Origin of the sequence: Niallia oryzisoli (genome assembly GCF_036670025.1) — a bacterium.
GTDB classification, from domain to species: Bacteria; Bacillota; Bacilli; order Bacillales; family Cytobacillaceae; genus Bacillus_BD; species Bacillus_BD oryzisoli.
In genome coordinates this window covers 5,672,114-5,694,546 of the sequence record NZ_CP137640.1, presented here as the reverse complement: position 1 = coordinate 5,694,546, position 22,433 = coordinate 5,672,114, and the positions used below count along the sequence as shown (strand labels likewise).

The window sequence follows — 22,433 nt, the reverse complement described above, 5'->3', positions numbered from 1 at the left end:
ACTTAACTTTTATTATGAAGCGACTAAGTAGAATCGATTTGAGTATTTGAACACCTCATCAATCACTTTACATGCCAGACCCGTCCCCATGTTTTTCTATATACGAAAAAAGGCTTGGAAAACAACTCCAAACTTCTTTTGTGTATTTATACCAACATCCTGAATAAACTCTAATAGGAGGTGTGGTGAGATTGAAAAAAATAATCACTCATACAGCCAGAATTTTTTTGGGACTTGTTTTTCTTGTCGCTGGAATCAACGGTTATTTTGTTATTTTTGGACAGGAACCGTTCATTGCCAATAGCCCAGAGGCGATGAAATTATTCGAATTTAAATATTTATTGATTGTTGAAAAATCATTAGAAATCATCTGTAGTGTCCTACTACTATCCAACCGATTTATTCCATTATCCCTTACCGTTTTAGCCCCGTTAATAACGAATATTTTCTTACTTCATTTGTTCGTTGATCATTCCTTACTTCCTTTAGTCACAGTTCTTGTCATCGTTTATGTTTATTTGTTATATCAATTCAGACAGAATTTTAAGAGCATCTTTGAGAAAAAACCTTAATTGGGTCAAGGGGATAGGCACCGCGACCCATGGAAGGCCGCCCGGCATGGTTCTGCCGTTTCTTCATTCTTATCAATAAACCAAGCTCTATGAGTTAAATCTCTACAGGCTTGCTTTTTCATGTCAAAAAAATTAACTATAGCAGTAATCCTTACGGTAGTACTACAAGAACCGTCCCCGCTCTTCATATTATGTATCGAAAGAATAGATAGGAATTTATCGATTATATCTAAAGAATGAATGGAACATTAAATAAGGTCGGTGATAGAATTCTATATGTGTGTTTGAAAGAAGATACATATCGCAACTAGAAGAGTGCTAATAGTCTGCTAAGAAATGCGATAACACAACAAAGCATGAATAAATCAGTGAGGTGAAGCAATTGAAAAATAAAGTTATTTTACTTTCATCAGATCAGCTTGGAAAAGGAGAAAAAGAGCTGGGCGAAGGAATTTTGGAAACTTTCTTTACCATTCTGAAGCAAAAGGAAGACCTCCCTGTGGCTGTTTTTTGTATGAACCGGGGTGTATTTACGTTAACGGAGGAGTCGCTCGTTTCTCTCCAATTAAAAGAATTGGAAGATAAGGGAGTTGACATTCTCGCGTGTAAAACATGTGTAGACTACTATGAGCTTGGCGAGAAGATTACAGTTGGGAAAATCAGCGGGATGGCCCAATTTATTGAATTAGCGGCAAAGTATGAAGTGATGACATTATCTTAAGTTTGTAGAAGGATCTGTCATACTTTTAAAAAAGGAGCTGCAAGATAAACATGAATCTATATAATAAAATTTTCAAGGAGTATTGGAATCCTTATGTGGCCATTAGTATCGCCGGACTGCTCAGTGCTTTGTATTTTGGCATAACGGGAACCGTTTGGGCGGTAACGGGAGAATTTACTAGACTCGGAGGACATGTCTTACAGTGGTTTGGGGTAGATGTGTCCCAGTGGGCTTATTTCCAATTAATAAATATTGAGGGAACGCCAATTAGCCGAACCGATGGCTGGATCGTCATTGGGATGCTGGTCGGGGCGTTGATGATGATCTTGATTAGCAATAGCTTTAAAATCAGGATGCCAAAACAAAAACGCCGCCTCGTGCAAGGGTTCATTGGAGGAATCATTGCCGGTTTTGGGGCACGTCTAGCGCTTGGCTGTAACTTAGCTGCTTTCTTTACAGGGGTTCCGCAGTTTTCCTTCCATGCATGGATTTTTATGCTGATGACAGCCATTGGAACATTCTTTGGTGTGAAGGTGGTCAACACAAAATGGTGGCTTGGCAAGCCGAACCTGCAAAAGGGTAAGGGAAAAAGAATCGTCAAAAAGAAAGATGGTAACAAAACCAACATCCAGCCGATTTTAGGATTTGTATTAGCAGGTATATATCTGGCAATTATTGTTTACTTTTTCGCAGTGGGTAAGAGTCTTCTTGGAGTTGGAGCGATTGCGGGCGCTTTATTTGGAATCTTGATTGAACGTGGACAAATTTGTTTCACATCAGCTTTCCGCGACATGTGGATCAGCGGACGTGCGGTCATGTCAAAAGCCATCGCAGTGGGGATGATGATTAGTGTCGTTATCACATTTATTTATATTCAAACCGGTGCTGTCCAGATTATAAAAATGGCTGCACCAAGCACGGTGATTGGCGGTCTCTTATTCGGATTTGGAATCGTTCTTGCCGGCGGCTGTGAAACGGGAATGATGTACCGTGCCATGGAAGGGCAAGTCCTATTCTGGATTGTAGGGATTGGAAATATCGTCGGTGCAACGCTTCTATCTTATGGCTGGGATCACCTAGGCATCTTCAATGCTCTTGCCGCAGAATGGCCGAAGGTGAACTTAATCGAGGAGTGGGGAGCAACAGGAGCTCTTCTTGGAACATTAGGCATGTTACTGGTTTGGTTCCTATTTTCCAGCTGGTGGGAAAAACGTTTCCGCTATGGTACGGGAATTAAACAGGAAGAACAAAAACGATTTGCAGCAAAGGAGGTATAACAGTTGTCACAAGAACTTGAAATAGATTACACATTAGATATCCGCGGTGAACCTTGACCATACCCAGTCATTTATGCGCTGGATGCGCTAAAAACCATGAAAATCGGCGAAGTATTAGAGGTTATTGCCGACTGCCCGCAGTCTTTCCGCAGTGTCCCGGAAGAAGCAGTCAAACACGGCTATGAACTAGTCACTGAACCAGAAAAAGACGGGCAGGATATTTACTTCTATATAAAAGTTGTTGAGTGACAGTGTCGTCACTCAGTGGGTCGCGGGGACAGGCACCGCGACCCAGTGGAAAAGGAAGCGCGGGTTCATTCTCGCGTTTTTTTTATTTATCCCAAATAAAGGGGGCGAACCGTCCCCGCGTTATTTCCAAGAGGAATTCAATTTTTGCTATCTGTCATTCGTTTCTATATGCTTGTACTCTTTTTCTAGATCACTCAATGTCCATTCATAAAGATGTTTGTTATTTTTTTTGTAAACACCAGATTTAATTAGCCTATTAATTAACTTTTGCCTTTTTGACTGAACTGCAAGCCGAAGTAGTTTTCCCATTTTTTGTTCCCTCTTTTCCTTGGGTTTCCGTACTTCTCATCCTCTATTTATAAAATTGATTAAAGACAATATTAACCAACCAAATAATAACGAAGGAAATCAAGAAGTATATGCTCAGATAGCTTTCCATCCCCATTTTCATTTCCTCCATCAGTTCCTTATCCTGTAAAATCGTTTTTACAGGATAAGGAAGTTGTATATAACGACATAGAAGTTCTTAGATAAATAGTATGAATGTTAGTGGAGTTATTATTTTTTTCATTCTGAGAAGGAAAAGTAGAATAGAGATTAAATTATTCATTTTGCAATTCATTAGAAGGAATTTCTTCATTGGTAGGTTTGTCCGTGTTTGCATCACCATTGATAGAGTCGCTTGGGTCTTCATTTATTTCGTTAGAAGAGTCCTCTTTAGTTGCAGGTTCATTATTGTTTCCATCCTCTTCTTCTGGATTTATGTTCTCATCAGTTGGATTTCCATCCTCTTCTGTTGGATTAACATTCTCATCTTCTGGATTTACACTCCCACCAGTTGGATTAGCAGGTTCTTCTACCGGAGGGCTACTAGGGTTGACCTTTTCCTTGAGTTCATTCACATAGCCACAAGCAGAAACAAGCATGATCGAAATCACAGGAACCGTAATTTTCAATACTTTTTTAAATATCATTTCTATTCCTCCCTGGTTTTAAATTTTTTTTACTCCTTTCCATCGGGCTGTTGTCATTATAGACAACCCCCTATATAAAAAATTGTCGGTTTATCTGAAATTTACAACTCTTAAATGAATTGTTATCTTTCTATCAAAAATGAAAAACTTTGTAATAAAGGTAATTTTGGGGTCGAGGGTGGGTCACGGTGCCTGTCCCCTCGACCCACTTTTGGTACTAACTGAACCGTTAGAATCATATTCTTCTAAAAGAAAAACAATTAGAGGGGTGTACAGTTCGTTGATAAACGTAAAGGTTGGTTTACGGCCCATTGTAAGCAGGATTAATTTACCGACGGTTTTGAAAACAGCGATCCTTCCAGGTGACTCAATGGAAAGATTATTTATTGCAACGCAGGTAGGGGAGATTTTTTACATAGGAAACGGTGATGTAAGGACTTTTTTAGATATTCGCTCTCGACTTATAAAGCTCGGTGGTTCTGGCGGTGGATATGATGAACGAGGATTGCTGGGGCTGGCATTTCACCCCGGATTTTATTATAACGGTTTGTTTTATCTTCATTATTCTGTAGCTGGAACACAGGGTTCGGACTCCCTTTCTGAATCCTTTACGCCTAACCCGTGTGATCCGAGTACGTTAAACCTTAGGTGGACGAATAGAGAAACCAAATATGATCATATTGATACAGTTGAAGAGTGGATTTTACAGGCAAATGGGCAGCCGCAAAAACGACGGACCTTACTTAACATAAGACGACCCTTTTTAAATCATAATGGTGTCAATAGCTTGAACTTTTCGCCTGAAACAGGAAGGCTTGTTTTAACAACCGGAGATGGTGGATCCGGCTATGATCCATTTAATCTCAGCCAGGACGATATGGAAATCGCCGGTAAAATCATTGAAATCGATGTAGCTAAGAATACATTTGTCGGCAACCCACCGGTCGTCACACGTTTTCATGAACTTCCCGTACCAATTCAGGAAACACTTACAGTAATAGCCAAAGGGGTGCGTAATATACCGGGCATTTCCTTCCAACGCTTTTATAATCAGTATATAAAATATGTAGGGAATGTCGGACAGGATTTGGTGGAGTCCATTTTTTCATTCGTTCATTATAAACCGATGAATGTTACACAACTTGTTCAGGCCTCTATCATGAACAATGCACTTGACCAAGAAGGTTTTATTAATTTTGGCTGGAGAGGGTGGGAAGGTGGTTTTCCTACTGCGATGATGAGGGGCTGCCCGACAAATCCGGCTTTGGATGAGAAAATAATCTCTTATTATCATGAAGCAGTAAAAACTTCAGCGATACGTCTTCCGCCTTTAACGAGTTATTTTCACCAAGATCAAAGGCCAGATAAGTTTGAAGGGACCGCACTTACAGGAGTGCAGCCCTATATGGGGAATGGGATCCCTGCATTAACGGGAAGCGTTGTATTTACCGATCTTGCCCGGAAAGAAGAATCTCAGGGTCCAGTCAAGGGGGCTTTAGCTTATACCCGAGTAAGAGCTGACGGTAAACCAAATGATTTTCATGTGATTCAACCCGATTATTCATTTGGCTCTCAATCGGCTTATTATGTAAGTTTGGGAACAAATCTGGATCAAACCAGACTATATTTAGGAGTCTATGGCTCCATGAAAGTAACCGACCTTAACCAAGGCACAGTATTTGAAATAGTGGGGCAATCACTGCCGTCACTGTGACGCCCCGAAATTTGTGGGTCAGGGGGACATGGGTCAGGGGGACAGGCACCGCGACCCTAAGGTTTAGCCAAATTGGGACGAGGAACCTGTCCCCTTTATTCTTTTAAAAAAGAATAAAGCTAACTCAACCCAAAGCCAGCTATAAAGTAAAGCGAACAGGAAAATACTTCCTGATGTGAGAAATGAAAAAGTATCGGATACGGCTGGACCAAGAACGGGAAAGTGGAAAACATATAGTAAACCCATAATTCCTATTGTTAAGAGAATGGCACAAAAAGAAATAATCGTTAATCTCTTTTTGAAAAAGGAAAAAGCTGCGCCTATCCCAATCCCTAACAACCCTGTTGTAAAAGGAAAAACAAATAGTTCACTTGGAAACAGCATAAGTAGCAGCAGGATGGTAAGAAAATATGCCATCGCCGCCATCTGAAGGGAAAACATGGCACCTATAAGAATCGGTAAAGTGGCAAATGGGCTGATAAAATAGCCGACCCCTGGTAATAGGTCGCCAGCTGAGTGAAGGATGGCCGCCATACAGGAGAGAAACGACCCTAAAACAAGCTTTTTCACTCTAGACTGCTTACGAAACTCTATTTGGGCAAATTGCACATCATCCGAAATTGCTTTAAAAAAATACATCGCTTCACCTAACTCAGGTGGGACAGAGGGACAGGCACCGCGACCCAAAACTTTAGCCAAATCGGGACGAGAAGTCTGTCACTACGTCCCTCCCTTAATAGAAGAAACGCGAGAAGCTTCCTCACGTTTCCCCGTGATTTACTCTTTATTCCGGAAATCGGTCTTTTGAAATTGGTCCTGGATGTTTCTTAGGTTTTAGGTTGTATGACGTAGATATGCGAGACTCATACTTTTGAGTATGTTCCTTCTTCATTAGGCTCTGTAATCGATCTTTGTTCTTCTCAAGAGATTGCTCAAAGGAAAGCAGGCGATTGGTTGGGAATGAAAGCCCCGCTAATATGGTTGTTACTGTAGGTTCAGAATCTGAGCTATAGGTTCCTTCGAATAATTGTAGAGGTTCCCCAATCCTTTCAAAAACTGATGGTACATTAATCAATTTTGACATATTCTCTGATCCTTCATAAATAAGCCCTGCACGAATGGGAATTGCTGACTCAATAGGACAGAATACAGAGTTCTCCAAGGATTGGTGAATTTTACTGCAAGTTTCTTCCATCGTTTTAGCGTCTGTAATTGCAGCTGAAGATATGATTGTTACTCCTCTTGTATTGAGAATTCTCATAAGATCCGTCTCATCAAAGTTACCGTATATTGAACTATTTTGCGTTACTTCCAGTACATAGTTGATGGCTTCCATGACCTGATTATTTGCAGAAAGGTAGATCTGATGTTTGCTTGATTGCGGGTTCATCTTTCGTATCTGATCATTGTCTACGAGGAACACTGAGGAAATTTTTTCTATTTCAGAAAGCTCTTCGATACACTCAGCTGCATTGATTCGATTTCCCGCCAGCACGTTTTGCTCGGGCACAATAGCAATCGCTCCAATGTTGATTCCAGGCAGTTGATCTAATAGCAGCTTTATTAAAAGCGGACTCATACCAGATCCAGTACCCCCGTCAGTTGAAAAAGCTACCAGTAATAGCTTGATATTCTTAAAGGACTGCTTTACAAAGCCAATTATATCTTGACTATTATCATTTACAGCTTTTATTCCGATTGAACGATCCTGCCCAGCGCCATTATAACCAGGGACAAAATACTTCTTCACTACGCCCGTATTAGCTAAGCCATCACGTTGGTTCGTATTGACAAGGGCTGTTTGAAAGCCTAGGTTTGCTGCAACATCAGCTATATTACCGCCTGCTTGACCTACGCCTAAGATTCCTATTGATTTCATTCCATCGCCTCCCTATATGATAATACTCACGATTTATGAATTTAGACGTTTTCATTTTAAAATGACTGAAAAAGTACAGGGATGGGTCAGGGGGACAGGCACTGTGACACATAGAATGGCTAAGAAAAAGGACAGCGCGACCGAAAGTAGAGGAACGGAAAGTGGATTACGGGGCTTGGAACCTGTTCAAGCTGTAGAGCAAATAGGGTCGCGGTGCCTGTCCCCGCGACCCGCCTTAATATTCTTTTCCTGGTTTGTAGTAATAAGGATCATGTTGATGGTCCGTTGTTTTATTATTATCAATAAATATTTTTCCGTTTTCTAAATAAGTGGCTAATGTGATTTGCTTGATTTTTTCTCCCATTTTTCCAACTTCGTTCATGAGCCATTCTCGGTCTAGTTGAAGATATTTTAGATTTTGGTCAAGAATTTGACCGTCCATGATCAATGGAATGGGAAGATACTCTTTCTTTACTTTTAGCTGTAAATCATTTGGTTGAACCGGGCGGTATTCCGACTTGGGAATCACACTAATACTCCCTGTTTCCTCCATTACGGCAATCGCAATGTTTTGCGTATCGGTGTATCCTTGGACTCTTAAATGTGATAATAACTCATTCATAGGCATTCGCACCTTTTTCAAACCTTGTCTATCAATATCACCGTTGTGGATTAGAACAGTAGGCCTTTCATATAAAATCCATCTTAGTTTGTTATGTAAGGATAAACGTATCAAAATTTTATATAAAATAACTGTGATTCCAGCATAGGTTAATGCTTTTCCTAAATCGTTGACTTCAACGGGGGTACTGATAATATTTGTCAGGACAAAGATATAAAGTAAATCAAAACTATGCATTTGGGATACAGCCTTTTTTCCAGTCAACTTTAAAAACAAATAACCAGCGATAAAAACAATGAAAGTACGGTATAAAATTTCCAAATTTGCATCTCTCCTAAGATTCTCCGCAATTAACAAAATTTCCATCTTGAACTACCGATAGTATTAGAAGTTTCATCAGTGTCTAAACAACAGAAATAAAAAAATTATTTGCGAAGGCGGGTCAAGGGGACAGGCACCGTGACCCAGATTGATCAGCTAAACATTAGAAAGTTGCTGATGGGACTTAGCTTTAATAGGCACTATAGCAGGAATTCAGGTTGTATCTATTGGGCTGGGAATGGGTCGCGGTGCCTGTCCCTGCGTTCCACTACTACCGATCGCCTGGAGCGGGATGGTCAACGCCTTTTACATGGTGCCTGTGTCCATCGTCTTCAGTTGTATAAAAGTCATAATAATGGACATGCATTCCATTTCCAACTGGAATAGCCGGCCATGAGTAAGCTTTATAATGATGGGTATGTCCATTTTCAAAGAGTACATATCCCTCCGTATAATGAACATGGTTTCCATCCTGAGTCATAATAGGAGGTGTTGTCACATCTAAACACTGATGAACATGCCCGGCTTCCACCGAAGTATAATCAACAGAGCCATGATTATGGTGCGGGACAAACCCTTTTACAAAATCATCTTTTCCAGCCTTAGCCACTACCTTCACCTCATTTGCGGGTCAAGGGGACAGGCACCGTGACCCAGATTGATAAACCTTAACTAAACAGCTAGAAAGTCCCATCAGTATTCGCTGATGAGACTTAGTATTATTGAATAAATTGAAGGACCTCGTCTATTCAGGTGCAGAATGGGTCGCGGTACCTGTCCCTGCGACCCATTCTGCAATCAACTATTAGCAGCAGCAGGCTTCACGGCAGGCGTCTGCGCATTGTCTGCAAATTTCTGCACATTTTTGGCAGCAAGCATCCTGGCATTTTTCACATGTTTTCGCGCAAGCATCACAGATGTTGGCGCAAAAACTTGCAATGAGTTTTGCGTTGACACTGTTACGAGCGATCATTTGGCTTACGAGAGCACAAATGTCTGCGCAGTCACGGAGAATTTTTTGGCAATTGGCAAATTCCTCTTGCTGTGGGGATCTACAACATGCGTCAAAACACTCATTACATGCTTGAATACACCGATTACAAGCCTCTAAACACTCTTGCAAATAATTGTTCAATTGATTTCCGATTATATAATTCGCCGCAGTTTCCTTATTTTTTATCGTGCTTTTTGTTGTAATATCCATCACTCAACCTCCGAAAAAATGTATTTTTCGATCGTAGGAAAAAGCAAGAGCACAAAATAAAAGAGCGAAGGGTTGCCACGAATTGGAACCCGTTTCGCGTCTCAATGTAGAGTTGGCCTATACTTTTTTTACTACAGAATAAATATATTGTGATATCGCCATTTATATTCCAAATGTTCATAGAAATAAATGTCCATTTATCCCTTTAATTTCTATATAATTAATCGGGAATTGGCTATCCGGCGTTGTTGATTTGCTCTGTTAATTGATTCAGGCATTCTCGATAAACCTCAAGTGTTTCTTTGATATCGGCTACCTTATCTAGCTGACCTAGACGTTGGAACTCAATCATTCGATCCAATGACAAATGCACATGGCCAAAAATAGTTTCCCTCATTAACAGAAGTTCGAATTTGGGGCTTTCATTCCGATGAACCGTATCCACGACCTTGCCTTTATGGAAAAAGATACAGGTACGGACCGATTCATGAATTAGATGCTTTTCTCCGGATAAATTCATATCCTTAATAAGGTAATCGATTAGTTGAACTAACTGTGGGTTCGCTGGTTCAAGACGAAGATAATCCAGGCGAAGATGTGGATTAGACTCAGATTTATAGATGGTAAAGGAGGCTGTTGTCTCATCTTGATAAACGGTAATGGTGCTAGTGTTTTCTGTGTTATGCTCATCGATCATGAATCCTAACAGATTGGCAAAAATTTTCCACCACTCGTATGCTTCGGATTGAAAATTCCCTTTTAAACTACGGTAAATAACAACCTGCATATCACTCCCTCCTTGCTTATCATGCCTAAGGAAAGATCATGTGTATTTGGTATCTGGTTTCCCTCATCATTATAGAGTGTCATTACTTGCATTTTATTTCCGATCATGGAAACGGTGAAGGCAAGCGCCCGTGATAATAAAAATTAGGGTCGTATAGGGACGCAGGGACAGGCACCTGATATGAACGAAACAGTCAAGCGTCCCACTCAATAACATTTTTTATTATATTTTTGACCAACTTTAAGAAGAGGAGCTATTTTCGGCTTCTTTTCTTTTTGGTTATAAATGAGCCTTTACAGGCTAGGGAATCTCCTTCTCAACCTAGTAGCCACCTCTCAATTCATAGAATAGTTGTCAAGTGCTTTCCTTGACGACTATTCTATGAATTGAGACACTGTGTTAGGTTGGGAAGTAGAAACAATTTCCTCCTTTTTGTATTATAAATAGAAGTTAAGAACACGGCACGAAGGCAAAAATCTCTACTGCGGTTAGCACTCTGATATTCGTGGGTTTTCACATTTTATCTTTCCGTATAAAGGACTTTCCACTAACTCGACACGTACATTAGTCTATTTAGACACGGTACAGAGGTACCACGTGGATGATCCTTTCCGGTATTTTTCTTTGCCTTCGAGCCCTGTTCTCAGGAATCTATTTCTCTTTCTAATTTTTTCTTACGAATCTTTTGGTATTAATAGATTTTTTTAAGCCTCAGCTAGATTCTCCACTTCTTGAGTAATTGCCCAAATAAATCCTGCTAATTCCCTTGCTACTGCTGTTACTGCTTTTCCACCTGATTTCCCTCTTGATAAAAGGCGAAAATACTTTTTATGGAGACGATTTTGTGCTTTCCAAGAAATTGCTTGAATACTAGCTGGTTGTCCTTCTTGTCTTCTTTTTAATTCTCCTTTTACGGCAGGTTGATAACGGTAACTCCATGCAGATTCAATTAATAAACGACGAACATGACGGTTCCTAGTTTTTGTAATATCCCCTTGTCTCCTACTATCTCCACTAGAATGTTCACTTGGAATAAGTCCTACATAAGACATAAAGTGTTTGGCCGAAATAAATCTTCTAAATGAACCGATTTCAGCGACCAAGCTTGTTGCGGTTATAATAGCTACTCCTCTTAAAGCTTGAAGTGCTTGTATCATTGGGGCATGAACACCTTCAGTTGCCTGTACCTGTATTTCTTCTTCTAACCGTTTAATTCTTTGTTCAATTTCATAGAGGTGATGAAGATATTCTTTAAAGACAGTCTTCGATGATGAATGTTCAAATTTTAATGTATTTAACCATTCGCGATATTTATGAGTCCAATTTTTAACTCCTTTCGGAGCTCGAATATTATGCCGTAGTAAAAATTTAGTTAATCGATGCTTCGCTCTTAATTCATCCTCTTTAGCATCTTCACGTGCCCGCACTAAATCCCGTAGAATTTCATCTTCTTCAGTTGGTACATATATTGAAGTTAATTCACCTGAACGGAAAAGCTGGGCAAGCCGAATAGAATCCCTACGATCTGTTTTAATACGTTCACCCGGCTTTTTAGGAATTAGAGATGGTGCGATCACCGCGCAATAAATACCCATACTTAGAAACAATCTGTATAATCCGTAGCCTGATGAACCAGCTTCATAACAAACTCGAAGAGTTGCAGGATCACCAAGTTTATTAACTAATTTTTTTATATCTTCTACTTTATGGGGAATGACTCCCCAATATCGTGGTTCTCCACGACCTTCTTCTGCAATGGCAACAGCTATTTTTTCCTTATGCACGTCTAAACCAACGTATTTTATGGTATCCTTCATAATAACTAGCTCCTTTTCGTATTGTGGCTCTGATTTGGTTTGTTTTTCACAGTAAACATTCTTACCAAATTAACCTACGTTGTTACGAGTAAGGAGCTAGTTTCGTTCATGATAACTCGACCCACCGGCTGCATCCATTGGATTGGGAATGGGTCGCGGTGCCTGTCCCCTCGACCCGCCCTTGTGACTATATGGCTATTATTGAATATAAAACTATGATAAAATAATTAAAATTGTAAAATTTCGATAAATGTATATGGGTATTTAGAATGGTTCGAAGCGAGTAGTGCAGACGAACCTATTATAAAAATAATTTGAGATGGGTGATATAAATGACTAAGAACGGTTTGGAGATGGTGCCTGCTGAAATAGATCCTCTATATTTACATGGAACATTACTAAATGAGGATGAAAAAAATAAGCGTATATTGAAAGAACTGGCTGATGTTAAATATGCCTTGGATCAATCGACCATTGTAGCGATAACCGATCAACGAGGGAAAATTCTTCACGCTAATGCCCAATTTTGTAAAATCTCTCAATACCAGTTGGAAGAGTTACTTGGACAAGATCATCGGATACTCAATTCAGGATACCATTCCAAAGATTTTTTCAAAGATATGTGGGCAACCATTGGGAACGGTCAGACTTGGCATGGAGAAGTGAGAAATCAAGCTAAAGATGGTTCGTTTTATTGGGTGGATACAACCATCGTTCCTTTTTTAAATGAACAAGGAAAGCCCTATCAATATGTCTCGATAAGAAATGATATTACTTCACGCAAGCAAATGGAGAACGAGTTGAAAAGAAGCGAGGAAAAATATCGCTTGATTACTGAAAATTCATCAGATTTGATTGTAACGATTGATAAAGAAGGAAACCTATTATATGCCTCACCTTCGTATACTAGTTTCTTAGGGACGGAAGTTTTAGATAAAGAGTTTACTAATATCTACAATTGGATAGACGAAGAGTATTCAAGTAATCTCTTTGCTTATGAAGTGGCAATGATTTTTATTAAAAGAAAAAAATCGTCGCAAATAGAATTTTGTATCAAGAAGAAACATGGTGAGTTGATTGAAGTGGAAGCAAAGGTGAATCCAATTGTTGATGAAATGGGAAAAGTTAAAACCCTAGTATTAGTGGTTCGAGATATTACTGAACGGAAAAAGACAGAGAGAACAATCTATCATTTAGCATACCACGATACATTGACTGAACTGCCAAATCGCAGGTTCTTTATGGAACAGCTTCGTAAGGAAGTTCAAAAAGCGGAGGAATCTCAACTGCAACTTGGGATCCTGTTTATTGATGTTGACAAGTTTAAATATATTAATGATTCATATGGGCACGAGATGGGAGATCTGATTTTAGTAGAAGTTGCGAATCGAATTAGGGAGTGTCTTCGCTCCACGGATATGGTTGCCCGTATAGGCGGGGATGAGTTTACCATCTTATTGTCTAACATAGAGAATACAAAAGAAGTTGAAACTGTTGCCCAAAGAATGACAGATAGTTTTCGAGAGCCATTCGAGGTTGAAGGAAAGTCTTTTAATCTTTCTTGTAGTATGGGGATCTCACTTTTTCCCTTACATGGAAAAAAGGTAGACGAGCTGTTAAAACGTGCAGATATCGCACTCTATACGGTCAAAGAACAAGGGAGAAGTGGATTTAAATTCTTCCATTTAGATATGGAACAAAGGTCCTTGGAGCAAATTTTATTAGAGAATGAGCTTCGTAAAGCCATTCAGCAGCAGCAATTTACTATCGAGTACCAGCCTAAAAAGGATATCAGTACAGGTGAATTAATTGGGATGGAGGCCCTTGTTCGTTGGGAACATCCAGAGTTAGGAAGAATTTCACCAGATAAGTTTATTCCAATAGCTGAGGAAACAGGATTGATTATCCCTCTTGGAGAATGGGTGCTTCGCCAGGGATGCATCCAAAATAAACAATGGCAAGATCAAGGATACCCGCCATTAAAATTATCAGTCAATTTGTCTGTCCGGCAATTCACTCAACCTAACTTACCTGAAAAAATTAAAGAGATTTTAAAAGAAATTGGTTTGGAAGCGAAATGGCTGGAATTAGAAGTGACGGAAGGTATTTTTATGGATTTAGACCATTCAGTAAGTACGCTTCAAGAAATAAGGAATTTAGGTGTCCACGTTTCAATCGATGACTTTGGTACAGGCTACAGTTCAATTAGTTATATAAAACATCTTCCTATAGATACTTTAAAAATAGATGCCTCGTTTATTCGAGATATTCATATAAATGAAGAAAGTGAGGCAATTGTAAAGTTGATTATAGACATCGCCCAAACGCTTAACTTAAATGTGATTGCCGAAGGTGTTGAAAGCCAAGAGCAATTGCTCATCTTAAGGGAAAATGGTTGTCTTCAGGGACAAGGATTCCTCTTTAGCAAACCATTATCCAAGAATGATTTTGAAGGATATTTAAAACAAGCAACTAGAAACGCATAGGGACTTAGAGACAGGCGCCGCGACCCAGTGAAGTAATGTCACTGGGGCAAGGGGCCTGTCTCTAAGTTTTTCTCTTTCCCACGGGGATGTCCCCCCGACCCATTCCTCGCTTTAACATAATCTTTACTAAAAATACCGAAATTGTTTAAAACGACAAGAACCCCTTCCTCATGCTGTTCCATAGCGTTATTCACATGTAGGTGAAGTACATTCTGACGATTTTATAGAATATTTCTATAGATAATCTAATATAGATTTTTAGAGATTGAGATTGTGCATTATTTCTGAATAGAAAATGTCACTTTAAAAGATTTTTTAACTAAGCTATGAGGAGGAGAACATGGAGGAAACCATTCATCTAAAAGAAGTATTGCTTAAGTTGAAAAAGCGATTGGGTTTAATCGTGATTTTTACGACATTAGCAGTAATCGCGACTGGAGTGATGAGTTATTTTGTATTGCCCCCCATTTATCAAGCCTCAACACAGCTTTTGGTGAACAAAACTCAGTCTGAACAACCTTTATATAATCCGGGTGAAGTTCAAACAAATTTACAACTCATCAATTCATATAACGTCATCATTAAAAGTCCAGCCATCCTAGATCAAGTGGTAGAGGAATTGGGAATGAATTTGACGGTAGCTGAATTAAACGAAAAAATCACTGTTTCAAGTGAAGAGGATTCTCAAGTCCTCAACTTAACCGTCCAGGATTCAGATCCCCAAATGGCAGCCAATATTGCCAATGAAACAGCTGAAGTCTTCCAAGAAAAAATTGTCACACTTATGAACATTGATAATGTGAATATTTTATCAAAGGCAAAAGTGGAAGAAAATCCATCTCCTATTAAGCCAAAGCCACTGTTAAATATGGCTTTAGCTCTTGTAATTGGTTTCATGCTTGGTGTTGGAACAGCCCTTTTCTTAGAGTTGTTGGATAATACGATAAAAAGTGAACAAGACATTGAAAGGCTGTTGCAAGTACCTGTACTTGGCGCCGTTGCTGCCTTTGACAGTAAGAGTAAGTCAAGAAAAAAAAACAAGAAGAAGGAAGCTGTAAGGGGTGGATCATATGGCTCTTAATAAAAAGGCAAAAAAGAAAGGGACTGATTTAAAGCGGAGTTTAATCACGAATAAAGATCCACAGTCACACATTTCCGAACAATATCGAACGATCCGAACGAATATCCAATTCGCGTCAGTTGATAAAGAATTGATCACCATCGTTGTAACGTCGTCAGGTCCTGAAGAAGGAAAATCAACGACGGCTGCTAATTTAGCGGTTGTCTTTGCTCAACAGGGAAAGCAGGTACTGTTGATTGACTCTGATTTAAGAAAGCCAACCGTTCACTATACGTTTAATGTGATCAATACAAAAGGATTAACGAATGTCCTGACAAGACAATCAGCGCTAGAGGAAGTGATCCAAGAATCGATTCAAGAAAATTTATCAATCTTACCAAGCGGTCCCATTCCACCAAACCCCGCTGAACTACTAAGTTCAAAAGCAATGGAGGAGTTAATGAATGAAGTAAAAGATAAGTATGATATGGTTCTTTTTGATTCCCCACCATTGTTGGCTGTGACAGATGGGCAAATATTAGCCAGTAAATGTGATGGTACCCTGTTGATTATAAGCAGTGGAAAAACAGAAATAGAGCAAGCGAAAAAGGCAAAGGATTTATTAAACTCGGTGAATAGTCATCTTTTAGGTGCCATCCTAAATAATAAAAAGCTAAAAAACCCCAATTATTATTCTTATTTTGAAGAGCAGTAAACAGATTGTAACCTAACGGTAATATACCTTAATAATATTTAAATATACGCATGAATAATATCTCGATATATGTAAAAGTTAACGAATTGGAAAAATTTATCCAATTGACTTCTTATCAAATCAAAAATTTATTAATGAATACAAACGAATATTCAAATATTTGAATTCATCAAACCGACTGGTTGGGTTCGCCCTAAGGCAGCCGACATGGGTGAGGATACCAGCTTTGTAGAGGATTCCGTTCACCTATATGGATTGCATTTATTTGGGATAAAGCCAATTATACCTATAAATATAATTACTATTCAAACATTCAACACATTAAGTTTTAACGGAAGAACAACTCGGAACAAGGTTGTCATTCGACCTAAGGATTATATCCTTTTTAACCTATTTAGAGAGAGGAAGTTATAAATGCCTTATGAAAAGCGGGTTCCGCTTCTTGTCGGGTTAGATTCCATCATTGTCTTGACCGCTATCTTTTTTGGGTATTTATTGCTGCATCCCTACACCAAGTTCTATTCAGAGCCCATGCTTTGGATTAGTGCCATCACCTTATTAGCCTGTCACCATATATTTGCTTCAATCTATCATCTGTATCAGAAAGCATGGGAGTATGCAAGTATCGGAGAGTTAAAAGCGATTCTGAAAGCTGTAACCCTTTCAATTGCTGTAACAGCATTGGTCCAATCCCTAGTATACCTAGATGTCTACTTCAGAGTTTTGGGAATTACATGGATGATGCATGTCTTATTAATTGGAGGATCTCGTTTTTCATGGAGGGTGTTCCGGGACCATTACATAACAGTCAGTCCTAATAATATTCGCACCTTGATTGTAGGAGCTGGTTCAGCTGGAACGATGGTTGCACGCCAATTGCTGCAAAATAATAAAGGGCAGCTATATCCAGTTGCCTTTGTAGATGATGATCTGAATAAGCATCGATTGCAAATCTATGGAATTGAAGTAAAGGGCGGGATTCAAGACATCCCATGTATTGTAAAAAGATGCAGGATACAAAATATTGTGATCGCCATTCCTTCCTTAAGTAAGCAAGAAATCAACAAGATTTATGATGAATGCTCCAAAACAAAGGCAAATACCAAAATTCTTCCCTTAATAGAGGATTTGGTTACTGGGAAAGTTTCCATCAATCAAATTAGGAATGTTGAAGTGGAGGACTTACTTGGCCGTGAGCCTGTTGAATTAGATATAGAGAGTATTGCGGATAAATTAACAAGTAAAACAGTCTTGGTCACAGGTGCAGGAGGTTCGATCGGTTCAGAAATCTGCAGGCAAATTGCCAAATTTTCGCCAGGAAAATTACTGCTGCTCGGCCATGGGGAGAATAGCATTTACACCATTGACATGGAATTAAAAAAACAATTCCAGCATGACTTTGAGATCATTCCCATTATTGCGGATGTTCAAGATTCTGCCCGAATCCTTGAAATCATGAAAGAGTATCGACCAGATGTAGTGTATCATGCAGCTGCCCATAAGCATGTTCCCATGATGGAATATAATCCTGCAGAAGCGGTTAAAAACAATATTTTCGGCACGAGGAATGTGGCGGTTGCGGCAGATGCTTTTGGGGTGAAAAATTTCGTGCTTGTTTCAACTGATAAAGCAGTGAATCCACCAAATGTTATGGGAGCGACCAAACGGTTTGCGGAGATGATTATTCAAAATATGAATAAGGAAAGCAATACGAAATTTGTTGCCGTAAGGTTTGGAAATGTACTGGGGAGCCGCGGGAGTGTCATTCCAGTATTTAAGAAGCAAATTCAAGAAGGTGGTCCTGTTACCGTTACACATCCAGATATGACCCGTTATTTTATGACGATTCCCGAGGCATCCATGCTTGTGATTCAGGCAGGTGCCTTAGCTCGAGGCGGCGAGGTTTTTGTATTGGATATGGGGGAACCGGTAAAGATTGTAGACCTTGCGAAAAACCTTATCACTCTTTCTGGGTATTCAGTAGAAGAAATCGGCATCACCTTCACGGGAATACGACCAGGTGAGAAGCTTTATGAAGAGTTGTTGAATGAAAATGAGGTTGGGCAAAAACAAGTATTTCCGAAAATTTTTATTGGGAAGGCAGAGCCGATTGGGAAAAAAGAGCTTTATTCTGTGATGGAGACACTGCTGGATCAAGATGAAGCTGAACTGAAGAGGACGCTGGTGAGAATCGCTAATACGAAGATGGGGGAGTACTCAAATGTAAGTGTAAAACCTCATCAATGGAAGGGGTAAGGCGATGACCGAAAAGAATAAGGGGACTGTGGGGGATAGAATCTATTTGTCATCACCGCATATGAGTGATGAGGGATATGAAAAGGAGTACGTGAAAGAGGCCTTTGATTCAAACTGGATTGCTCCTGTAGGAGAAAATGTGAATCGATTTGAAAAGGAGCTTACAGCCCGTGTCGGTTCAAAAGCAGCAGCTGCCCTTTCAACGGGTACGGCAGCCATTCATTTAGCCTTGAAAGCAGCGGATGTGGGTGCGGGGGATATTGTATTTTGTCCAACACTTACATTCTCTGCAACTGCGAATCCCATTATCTATCAAAATGCTACTCCCGTTTTTATCGATAGTAATCATGAGACATGGAATATGTGTCCGAAAGCGCTAGAAGCAGCCTTTTTGAAATATCCAGACGTGAAGGCCGTGATCGTCGTACATCTTTATGGGTTGTCGGCCGATATGGATCCCATTATGGATATCTGCAAGAAGCATCATGTCCCGGTAATTGAAGACGCTGCAGAGTCTTTAGGTACCTATTATAAAAGAAAGCATACAGGAACCATTGGGGATTACGGGGTTTTCTCGTTCAATGGGAATAAAATCATTACAACCTCTGGCGGCGGCATGCTGGTTTCGGATCAGGAAGAAAAAGTAGCGAAGGTCCGATTTTGGGCAACACAAAGCAGAGACCAGGCAAGACATTATCAACATAGTGAATTGGGCTTTAATTATCGTATGAGTAATGTCCTTGCTGGGATTGGCAGAGGACAACTGAAAGTGCTGGATAGAAGAGTGGCGAAGAAGAAATCTATTTTTGAGTTTTACAAGAGAGAGCTGGGAGAACTTGAGGGAGTCCAGTTTATGCCGATTAATGGGTGGAATGAGCCTAATTACTGGCTAAGCAGCATGACAATAGATAGCAGCATTCGTCCCCTAGAACTGATGGAAGCACTGGAAAAAGAGAACATTGAATCAAGACCAATATGGAAACCGATGCATTTGCAGCCATTTTTTGAAAAATATGATTTTGTGGGAACGGACGTATCAGAATGGTTGTTTGAAAATGGAGTATGTTTGCCGAGTGATACAAAAATGAAAGAAGAAGATTTAGTAAGAGTGGTAGAGACGATTAAGAAGTTATGGTAGATGTTGGCAGGTCGTATAACGGCTAAGCTCTGGTCAGTTTTGAAACTACTAAAAAGCTGGTGATCCTGTTTGTTAACGAAGCTTGAACTATACAGAAAATACTTCAAACGACCAATGGATGTTCTATTATCTTTGCTGGCAATGATTGTTCTTAGTCCTTTCTTTTTCCTTATTGCCATCCTTGTGAGAGTCAAGCTGGGCGGTCCAGTGATTTTTAAGCAAAAGCGTCCAGGATATATGGGGGAAATTTTCACCCTGTATAAGTTTAGGACGATGACGGACGAGAGAGATGAAAATGGCGAATTACTGCCGGATCATGTGAGACTAACGAAATTTGGAAAGTTCCTTCGTTCCACCTCGCTTGATGAGCTTCCGGAACTTTTTAATATTTTCATAGGAGATATGTCGATCGTAGGTCCGAGGCCATTATTAGTCCAATACCTGCCACTTTACAATGATCATCAAAAACGACGCCATGAAGTGAGACCGGGCTTAACTGGTTTGGCACAGGTGTGTGGAAGGAATTCGATAGGCTGGGAAGATAAATTTAATTTGGATGTTCAGTATGTAGACAACGTTTCTCTCATCCTTGATTGGAAAATTATCTTTCTCACGATCACAAAGGTTTTGAAAAGAGAAGGGATTCATTCGGAAAATACGGCGACAATGGAGCCCTTTGAAGGAACAAACCGGAAAGGACGGAGCCATGAAAAATAAACTTCTCATCATAGGTGCCAGCGGTCACGGAAAAGTGGCTGCAGATATTGCTTTAAAGATGAATACATGGAAAAGGATTGCCTTTCTAGATGATAACGAATGTCTGATATCTTCCATGGGAATCGAAGTAGTAGGGAAGTCCTTTGATGCTTTTGACCTTATAGAGGAATACGACATTTTTGTAGCGATCGGTGACAATCGAACGAGAGAAGCCTTACAGGAAACACTTGAAATCAAAGGTGCAAGCATTGCTACATTGATCCATCCTGCTGCGGTGATTGGAGACGAGGTGGAGATCGAAACAGGAACCGTGATCATGGCGGGTGCTGTGGTGAATTGCTGCACCAAAGTCGGAAAGGGCTGCATTATTAATACAGGTGCGACCATTGATCATGACAACCTGCTGGAAGACTATGTTCATGTATCTCCAGGAGCCCATTTAGCTGGATTGGTCAAAGTGGGAAGAGGTTCATGGTTAGGGGTCGGGAGTACCGTAAGTAATCATGTGACGATTACAGCCCATTGTCGAGTGGGTGCGGGTGCTGTGGTTGTGAAAGATATCACAGATCCTGGAACCTATATAGGGGTACCAGCGAGGAGAGCCAAAGAATGAAAAAGAACATTTGGATCTGGAATCATTATGGTACCAATATGTACAGAGATCAGGCGGGCAGACATTATTGGTTTGCCGAAAACTTAAGGAAGCTAGGGGAGAATCCAACCATATTTTGTGCATCAACGTTTCATAATTCAAATGAAAGAATCCCTATCGGAACCGGAAAGTATGTTTCAGAGCAGGTCAATGGAATTCCGTTTGTATTTGTCAAAACGCCCGATTATAAGGGAAATGGCAGATCACGAATATTAAATATGGTTATGTTCTATCACAATCTTTTTCCAGTGGCAAGGCAATATGCCAAACGATTTGGAAAGCCTGATGTTATTTTGGCTTCAAGTGTTCATCCACTGACCCTTATTGCAGGAATTAAAATAGCCAAAAAGTTTGGGATTCCATGTATTTGTGAAATAAGAGATTTATGGCCTGAATCGATTGTTGCGTACGGTGCTTTAAAGAAAAGCAGCATCATCGCCAAACTTTTGTATCTTGGTGAAAAATGGATCTACAAAAAAGCAGATCAATTAATTTTCACGATGGAAGGCGGGATGGATTATATCCGTGAAAAGGGTTGGGATCAAGAAAATGGCGGTCCAATCGATCTAAATAAAGTGCATCATATCAATAATGGCGTTGACTTAGAGACGTTTGAATATAACAAGGAATTTCACATGTTAGAGGATGAAGATCTATTCAGGAAAGACTTATTTAAGGTCATTTATACAGGGTCGATCAGAAAAGCAAACAATGTGAGAAAAATGGTAGAAGCAGCAGAGTATATCGAATTTAAGGGATATCAGAACATACGGTTTTTGATCTATGGGGACGGAACGGAGAGAGAAGAATTAGAACAATACTGCCAAAATAAAGGGCTGCAAAATATAAAATTTAAAGGGTTTATCGAGAAAAATAAAATCCCCTACATCCTTAGCCAATCAAACTTGAACATCATGCATTTTGAACCTAATAGTTTAAAACGATATGGAGCAAGTCTTAATAAAATGTTTGAGTATTTTGCTAGCGGAAGGCCGACTGTGTCAGATTGTGAGTTCGGATATGATCTGATTCAAAAATATCAATGCGGAATGGTAATCGATAACGCAAATGCCAAACAACTAGCCCAAGTAATCATTCAATTTTCTAACATGTCTAAAGCTGAATACACCATCTATTGTAACAATGCCCGGATCGCCGCACAGGATTATGATTTTAATCGATTAACAAGTAAGCTTGCGGATCTATTAAAAGGAGAAACGAATGGTACGGAACGTTCGATGGGGGATCAAGGTTAGAAACAGGAAACGAAAC

Annotated in this window: 21 protein-coding genes; 13 read left to right on the top strand and 8 right to left on the bottom strand. The window is 39.8% G+C overall.

Features of this window, described 5'->3' with window-relative positions; all coding sequences use genetic code 11:
* Positions 1-185: 185 nt before the first annotated feature.
* The 4 genes from R4Z09_RS28305 to R4Z09_RS28290 all read left to right on the top strand — a co-directional run bounded on the left by R4Z09_RS28305 (position 186) and on the right by R4Z09_RS28290 (position 2,819).
* Positions 186-572 carry a hypothetical protein gene (locus R4Z09_RS28305; RefSeq protein WP_422392225.1) on the top strand — a complete coding sequence of 129 codons (387 nt, stop codon included), beginning with the start codon at positions 186-188 and terminating at the stop codon, positions 570-572.
* A 382-nt stretch (positions 573-954) separates the two neighbouring features.
* Positions 955-1,293 carry a DsrE family protein gene (locus R4Z09_RS28300; protein WP_338449996.1) on the top strand — a complete coding sequence of 113 codons (339 nt, stop codon included), beginning with the start codon at positions 955-957 and terminating at the stop codon, positions 1,291-1,293.
* 50 nt (positions 1,294-1,343) lie between these two features.
* Positions 1,344-2,570 (top strand): selenium metabolism membrane protein YedE/FdhT, encoded by a 1,227-nt coding sequence (yedE, locus tag R4Z09_RS28295; protein WP_338449995.1) that lies wholly within the window; start codon positions 1,344-1,346, stop codon positions 2,568-2,570.
* A gap of 69 nt (positions 2,571-2,639) precedes the next feature.
* A complete protein-coding gene (locus R4Z09_RS28290) occupies positions 2,640-2,819 on the top strand; it encodes a sulfurtransferase TusA family protein (protein WP_338453380.1) in 180 nt (59 codons plus the stop codon).
* A gap of 147 nt (positions 2,820-2,966) precedes the next feature.
* Here the strand turns inward: R4Z09_RS28290 and R4Z09_RS28285 are convergent, their stop codons facing one another.
* Both R4Z09_RS28285 and R4Z09_RS28280 read right to left on the bottom strand, forming a co-directional pair.
* Entirely contained in the window at positions 2,967-3,128 is a 162-nt protein-coding gene (locus R4Z09_RS28285; RefSeq protein WP_338449994.1) for a Fur-regulated basic protein FbpA, read from the bottom strand.
* 293 nt (positions 3,129-3,421) lie between these two features.
* Positions 3,422-3,793, bottom strand: coding sequence for a hypothetical protein (locus R4Z09_RS28280; RefSeq protein ID WP_338449993.1), 372 nt, complete (start codon positions 3,791-3,793; stop codon positions 3,422-3,424).
* A 280-nt stretch (positions 3,794-4,073) separates the two neighbouring features.
* On the opposite strand from R4Z09_RS28280, the gene R4Z09_RS28275 reads away from it, so the two are divergent.
* Positions 4,074-5,507: a PQQ-dependent sugar dehydrogenase gene (locus R4Z09_RS28275; RefSeq protein ID WP_338449992.1), complete on the top strand. Its 1,434-nt coding sequence runs from the start codon at positions 4,074-4,076 to the stop codon at positions 5,505-5,507.
* 63 nt (positions 5,508-5,570) lie between these two features.
* Here the strand turns inward: R4Z09_RS28275 and R4Z09_RS28270 are convergent, their stop codons facing one another.
* From R4Z09_RS28270 to R4Z09_RS28245, 6 genes are all read right to left on the bottom strand, one after another.
* Positions 5,571-6,146, bottom strand: coding sequence for a hypothetical protein (locus R4Z09_RS28270; protein WP_338449991.1), 576 nt, complete (start codon positions 6,144-6,146; stop codon positions 5,571-5,573).
* A gap of 145 nt (positions 6,147-6,291) precedes the next feature.
* Entirely contained in the window at positions 6,292-7,386 is a 1,095-nt protein-coding gene (locus tag R4Z09_RS28265) for a cell division protein FtsZ (protein WP_338449990.1), read from the bottom strand.
* A gap of 235 nt (positions 7,387-7,621) precedes the next feature.
* Positions 7,622-8,329 carry a DUF421 domain-containing protein gene (locus R4Z09_RS28260; protein WP_338449989.1) on the bottom strand — a complete coding sequence of 236 codons (708 nt, stop codon included), beginning with the start codon at positions 8,327-8,329 and terminating at the stop codon, positions 7,622-7,624.
* Between the two features lie 271 nt (positions 8,330-8,600).
* Entirely contained in the window at positions 8,601-8,939 is a 339-nt protein-coding gene (locus tag R4Z09_RS28255) for a YmaF family protein (RefSeq protein WP_338449988.1), read from the bottom strand.
* A gap of 829 nt (positions 8,940-9,768) precedes the next feature.
* Positions 9,769-10,320 carry a hypothetical protein gene (locus tag R4Z09_RS28250; protein WP_338449987.1) on the bottom strand — a complete coding sequence of 184 codons (552 nt, stop codon included), beginning with the start codon at positions 10,318-10,320 and terminating at the stop codon, positions 9,769-9,771.
* A 704-nt stretch (positions 10,321-11,024) separates the two neighbouring features.
* The gene (locus R4Z09_RS28245) at positions 11,025-12,137 is read right to left on the bottom strand and encodes an IS110 family transposase (RefSeq protein ID WP_338449986.1); all 1,113 of its coding nucleotides are present in this window, start codon (positions 12,135-12,137) and stop codon (positions 11,025-11,027) included.
* A gap of 353 nt (positions 12,138-12,490) precedes the next feature.
* On the opposite strand from R4Z09_RS28245, the gene R4Z09_RS28240 reads away from it, so the two are divergent.
* The 8 genes from R4Z09_RS28240 to R4Z09_RS28205 all read left to right on the top strand — a co-directional run bounded on the left by R4Z09_RS28240 (position 12,491) and on the right by R4Z09_RS28205 (position 22,417).
* A complete protein-coding gene (locus R4Z09_RS28240) occupies positions 12,491-14,623 on the top strand; it encodes a sensor domain-containing protein (RefSeq protein WP_338453379.1) in 2,133 nt (710 codons plus the stop codon).
* Between the two features lie 340 nt (positions 14,624-14,963).
* Positions 14,964-15,704 carry a YveK family protein gene (locus R4Z09_RS28235; RefSeq protein ID WP_338449985.1) on the top strand — a complete coding sequence of 247 codons (741 nt, stop codon included), beginning with the start codon at positions 14,964-14,966 and terminating at the stop codon, positions 15,702-15,704.
* Entirely contained in the window at positions 15,694-16,398 is a 705-nt protein-coding gene (locus R4Z09_RS28230) for a CpsD/CapB family tyrosine-protein kinase (RefSeq protein ID WP_338449984.1), read from the top strand. Before R4Z09_RS28235 ends, R4Z09_RS28230 begins: the two co-directional genes overlap by 11 nt.
* Positions 16,399-16,812: 414 nt before the next feature.
* On the top strand, positions 16,813-18,654 hold the full coding sequence (locus R4Z09_RS28225; RefSeq protein ID WP_338449983.1) for a nucleoside-diphosphate sugar epimerase/dehydratase: 1,842 nt from the start codon (positions 16,813-16,815) through the stop codon (positions 18,652-18,654).
* Positions 18,655-18,682: 28 nt separating this feature from the next.
* Positions 18,683-19,792, top strand: a complete 1,110-nt coding sequence (locus tag R4Z09_RS28220) for a DegT/DnrJ/EryC1/StrS family aminotransferase (RefSeq protein ID WP_338453378.1) — start codon at positions 18,683-18,685, stop codon at positions 19,790-19,792.
* 114 nt (positions 19,793-19,906) lie between these two features.
* Positions 19,907-20,509, top strand: a complete 603-nt coding sequence (locus R4Z09_RS28215) for a sugar transferase (protein ID WP_338453377.1) — start codon at positions 19,907-19,909, stop codon at positions 20,507-20,509.
* Positions 20,499-21,122 (top strand): acetyltransferase, encoded by a 624-nt coding sequence (locus tag R4Z09_RS28210; protein WP_338449982.1) that lies wholly within the window; start codon positions 20,499-20,501, stop codon positions 21,120-21,122. The genes R4Z09_RS28215 and R4Z09_RS28210 overlap by 11 nt, the downstream gene beginning before the upstream one ends.
* Positions 21,119-22,417 carry a glycosyltransferase family 4 protein gene (locus tag R4Z09_RS28205; protein WP_338449981.1) on the top strand — a complete coding sequence of 433 codons (1,299 nt, stop codon included), beginning with the start codon at positions 21,119-21,121 and terminating at the stop codon, positions 22,415-22,417. The genes R4Z09_RS28210 and R4Z09_RS28205 overlap by 4 nt, the downstream gene beginning before the upstream one ends.
* Positions 22,418-22,433: the final 16 nt, after the last annotated feature.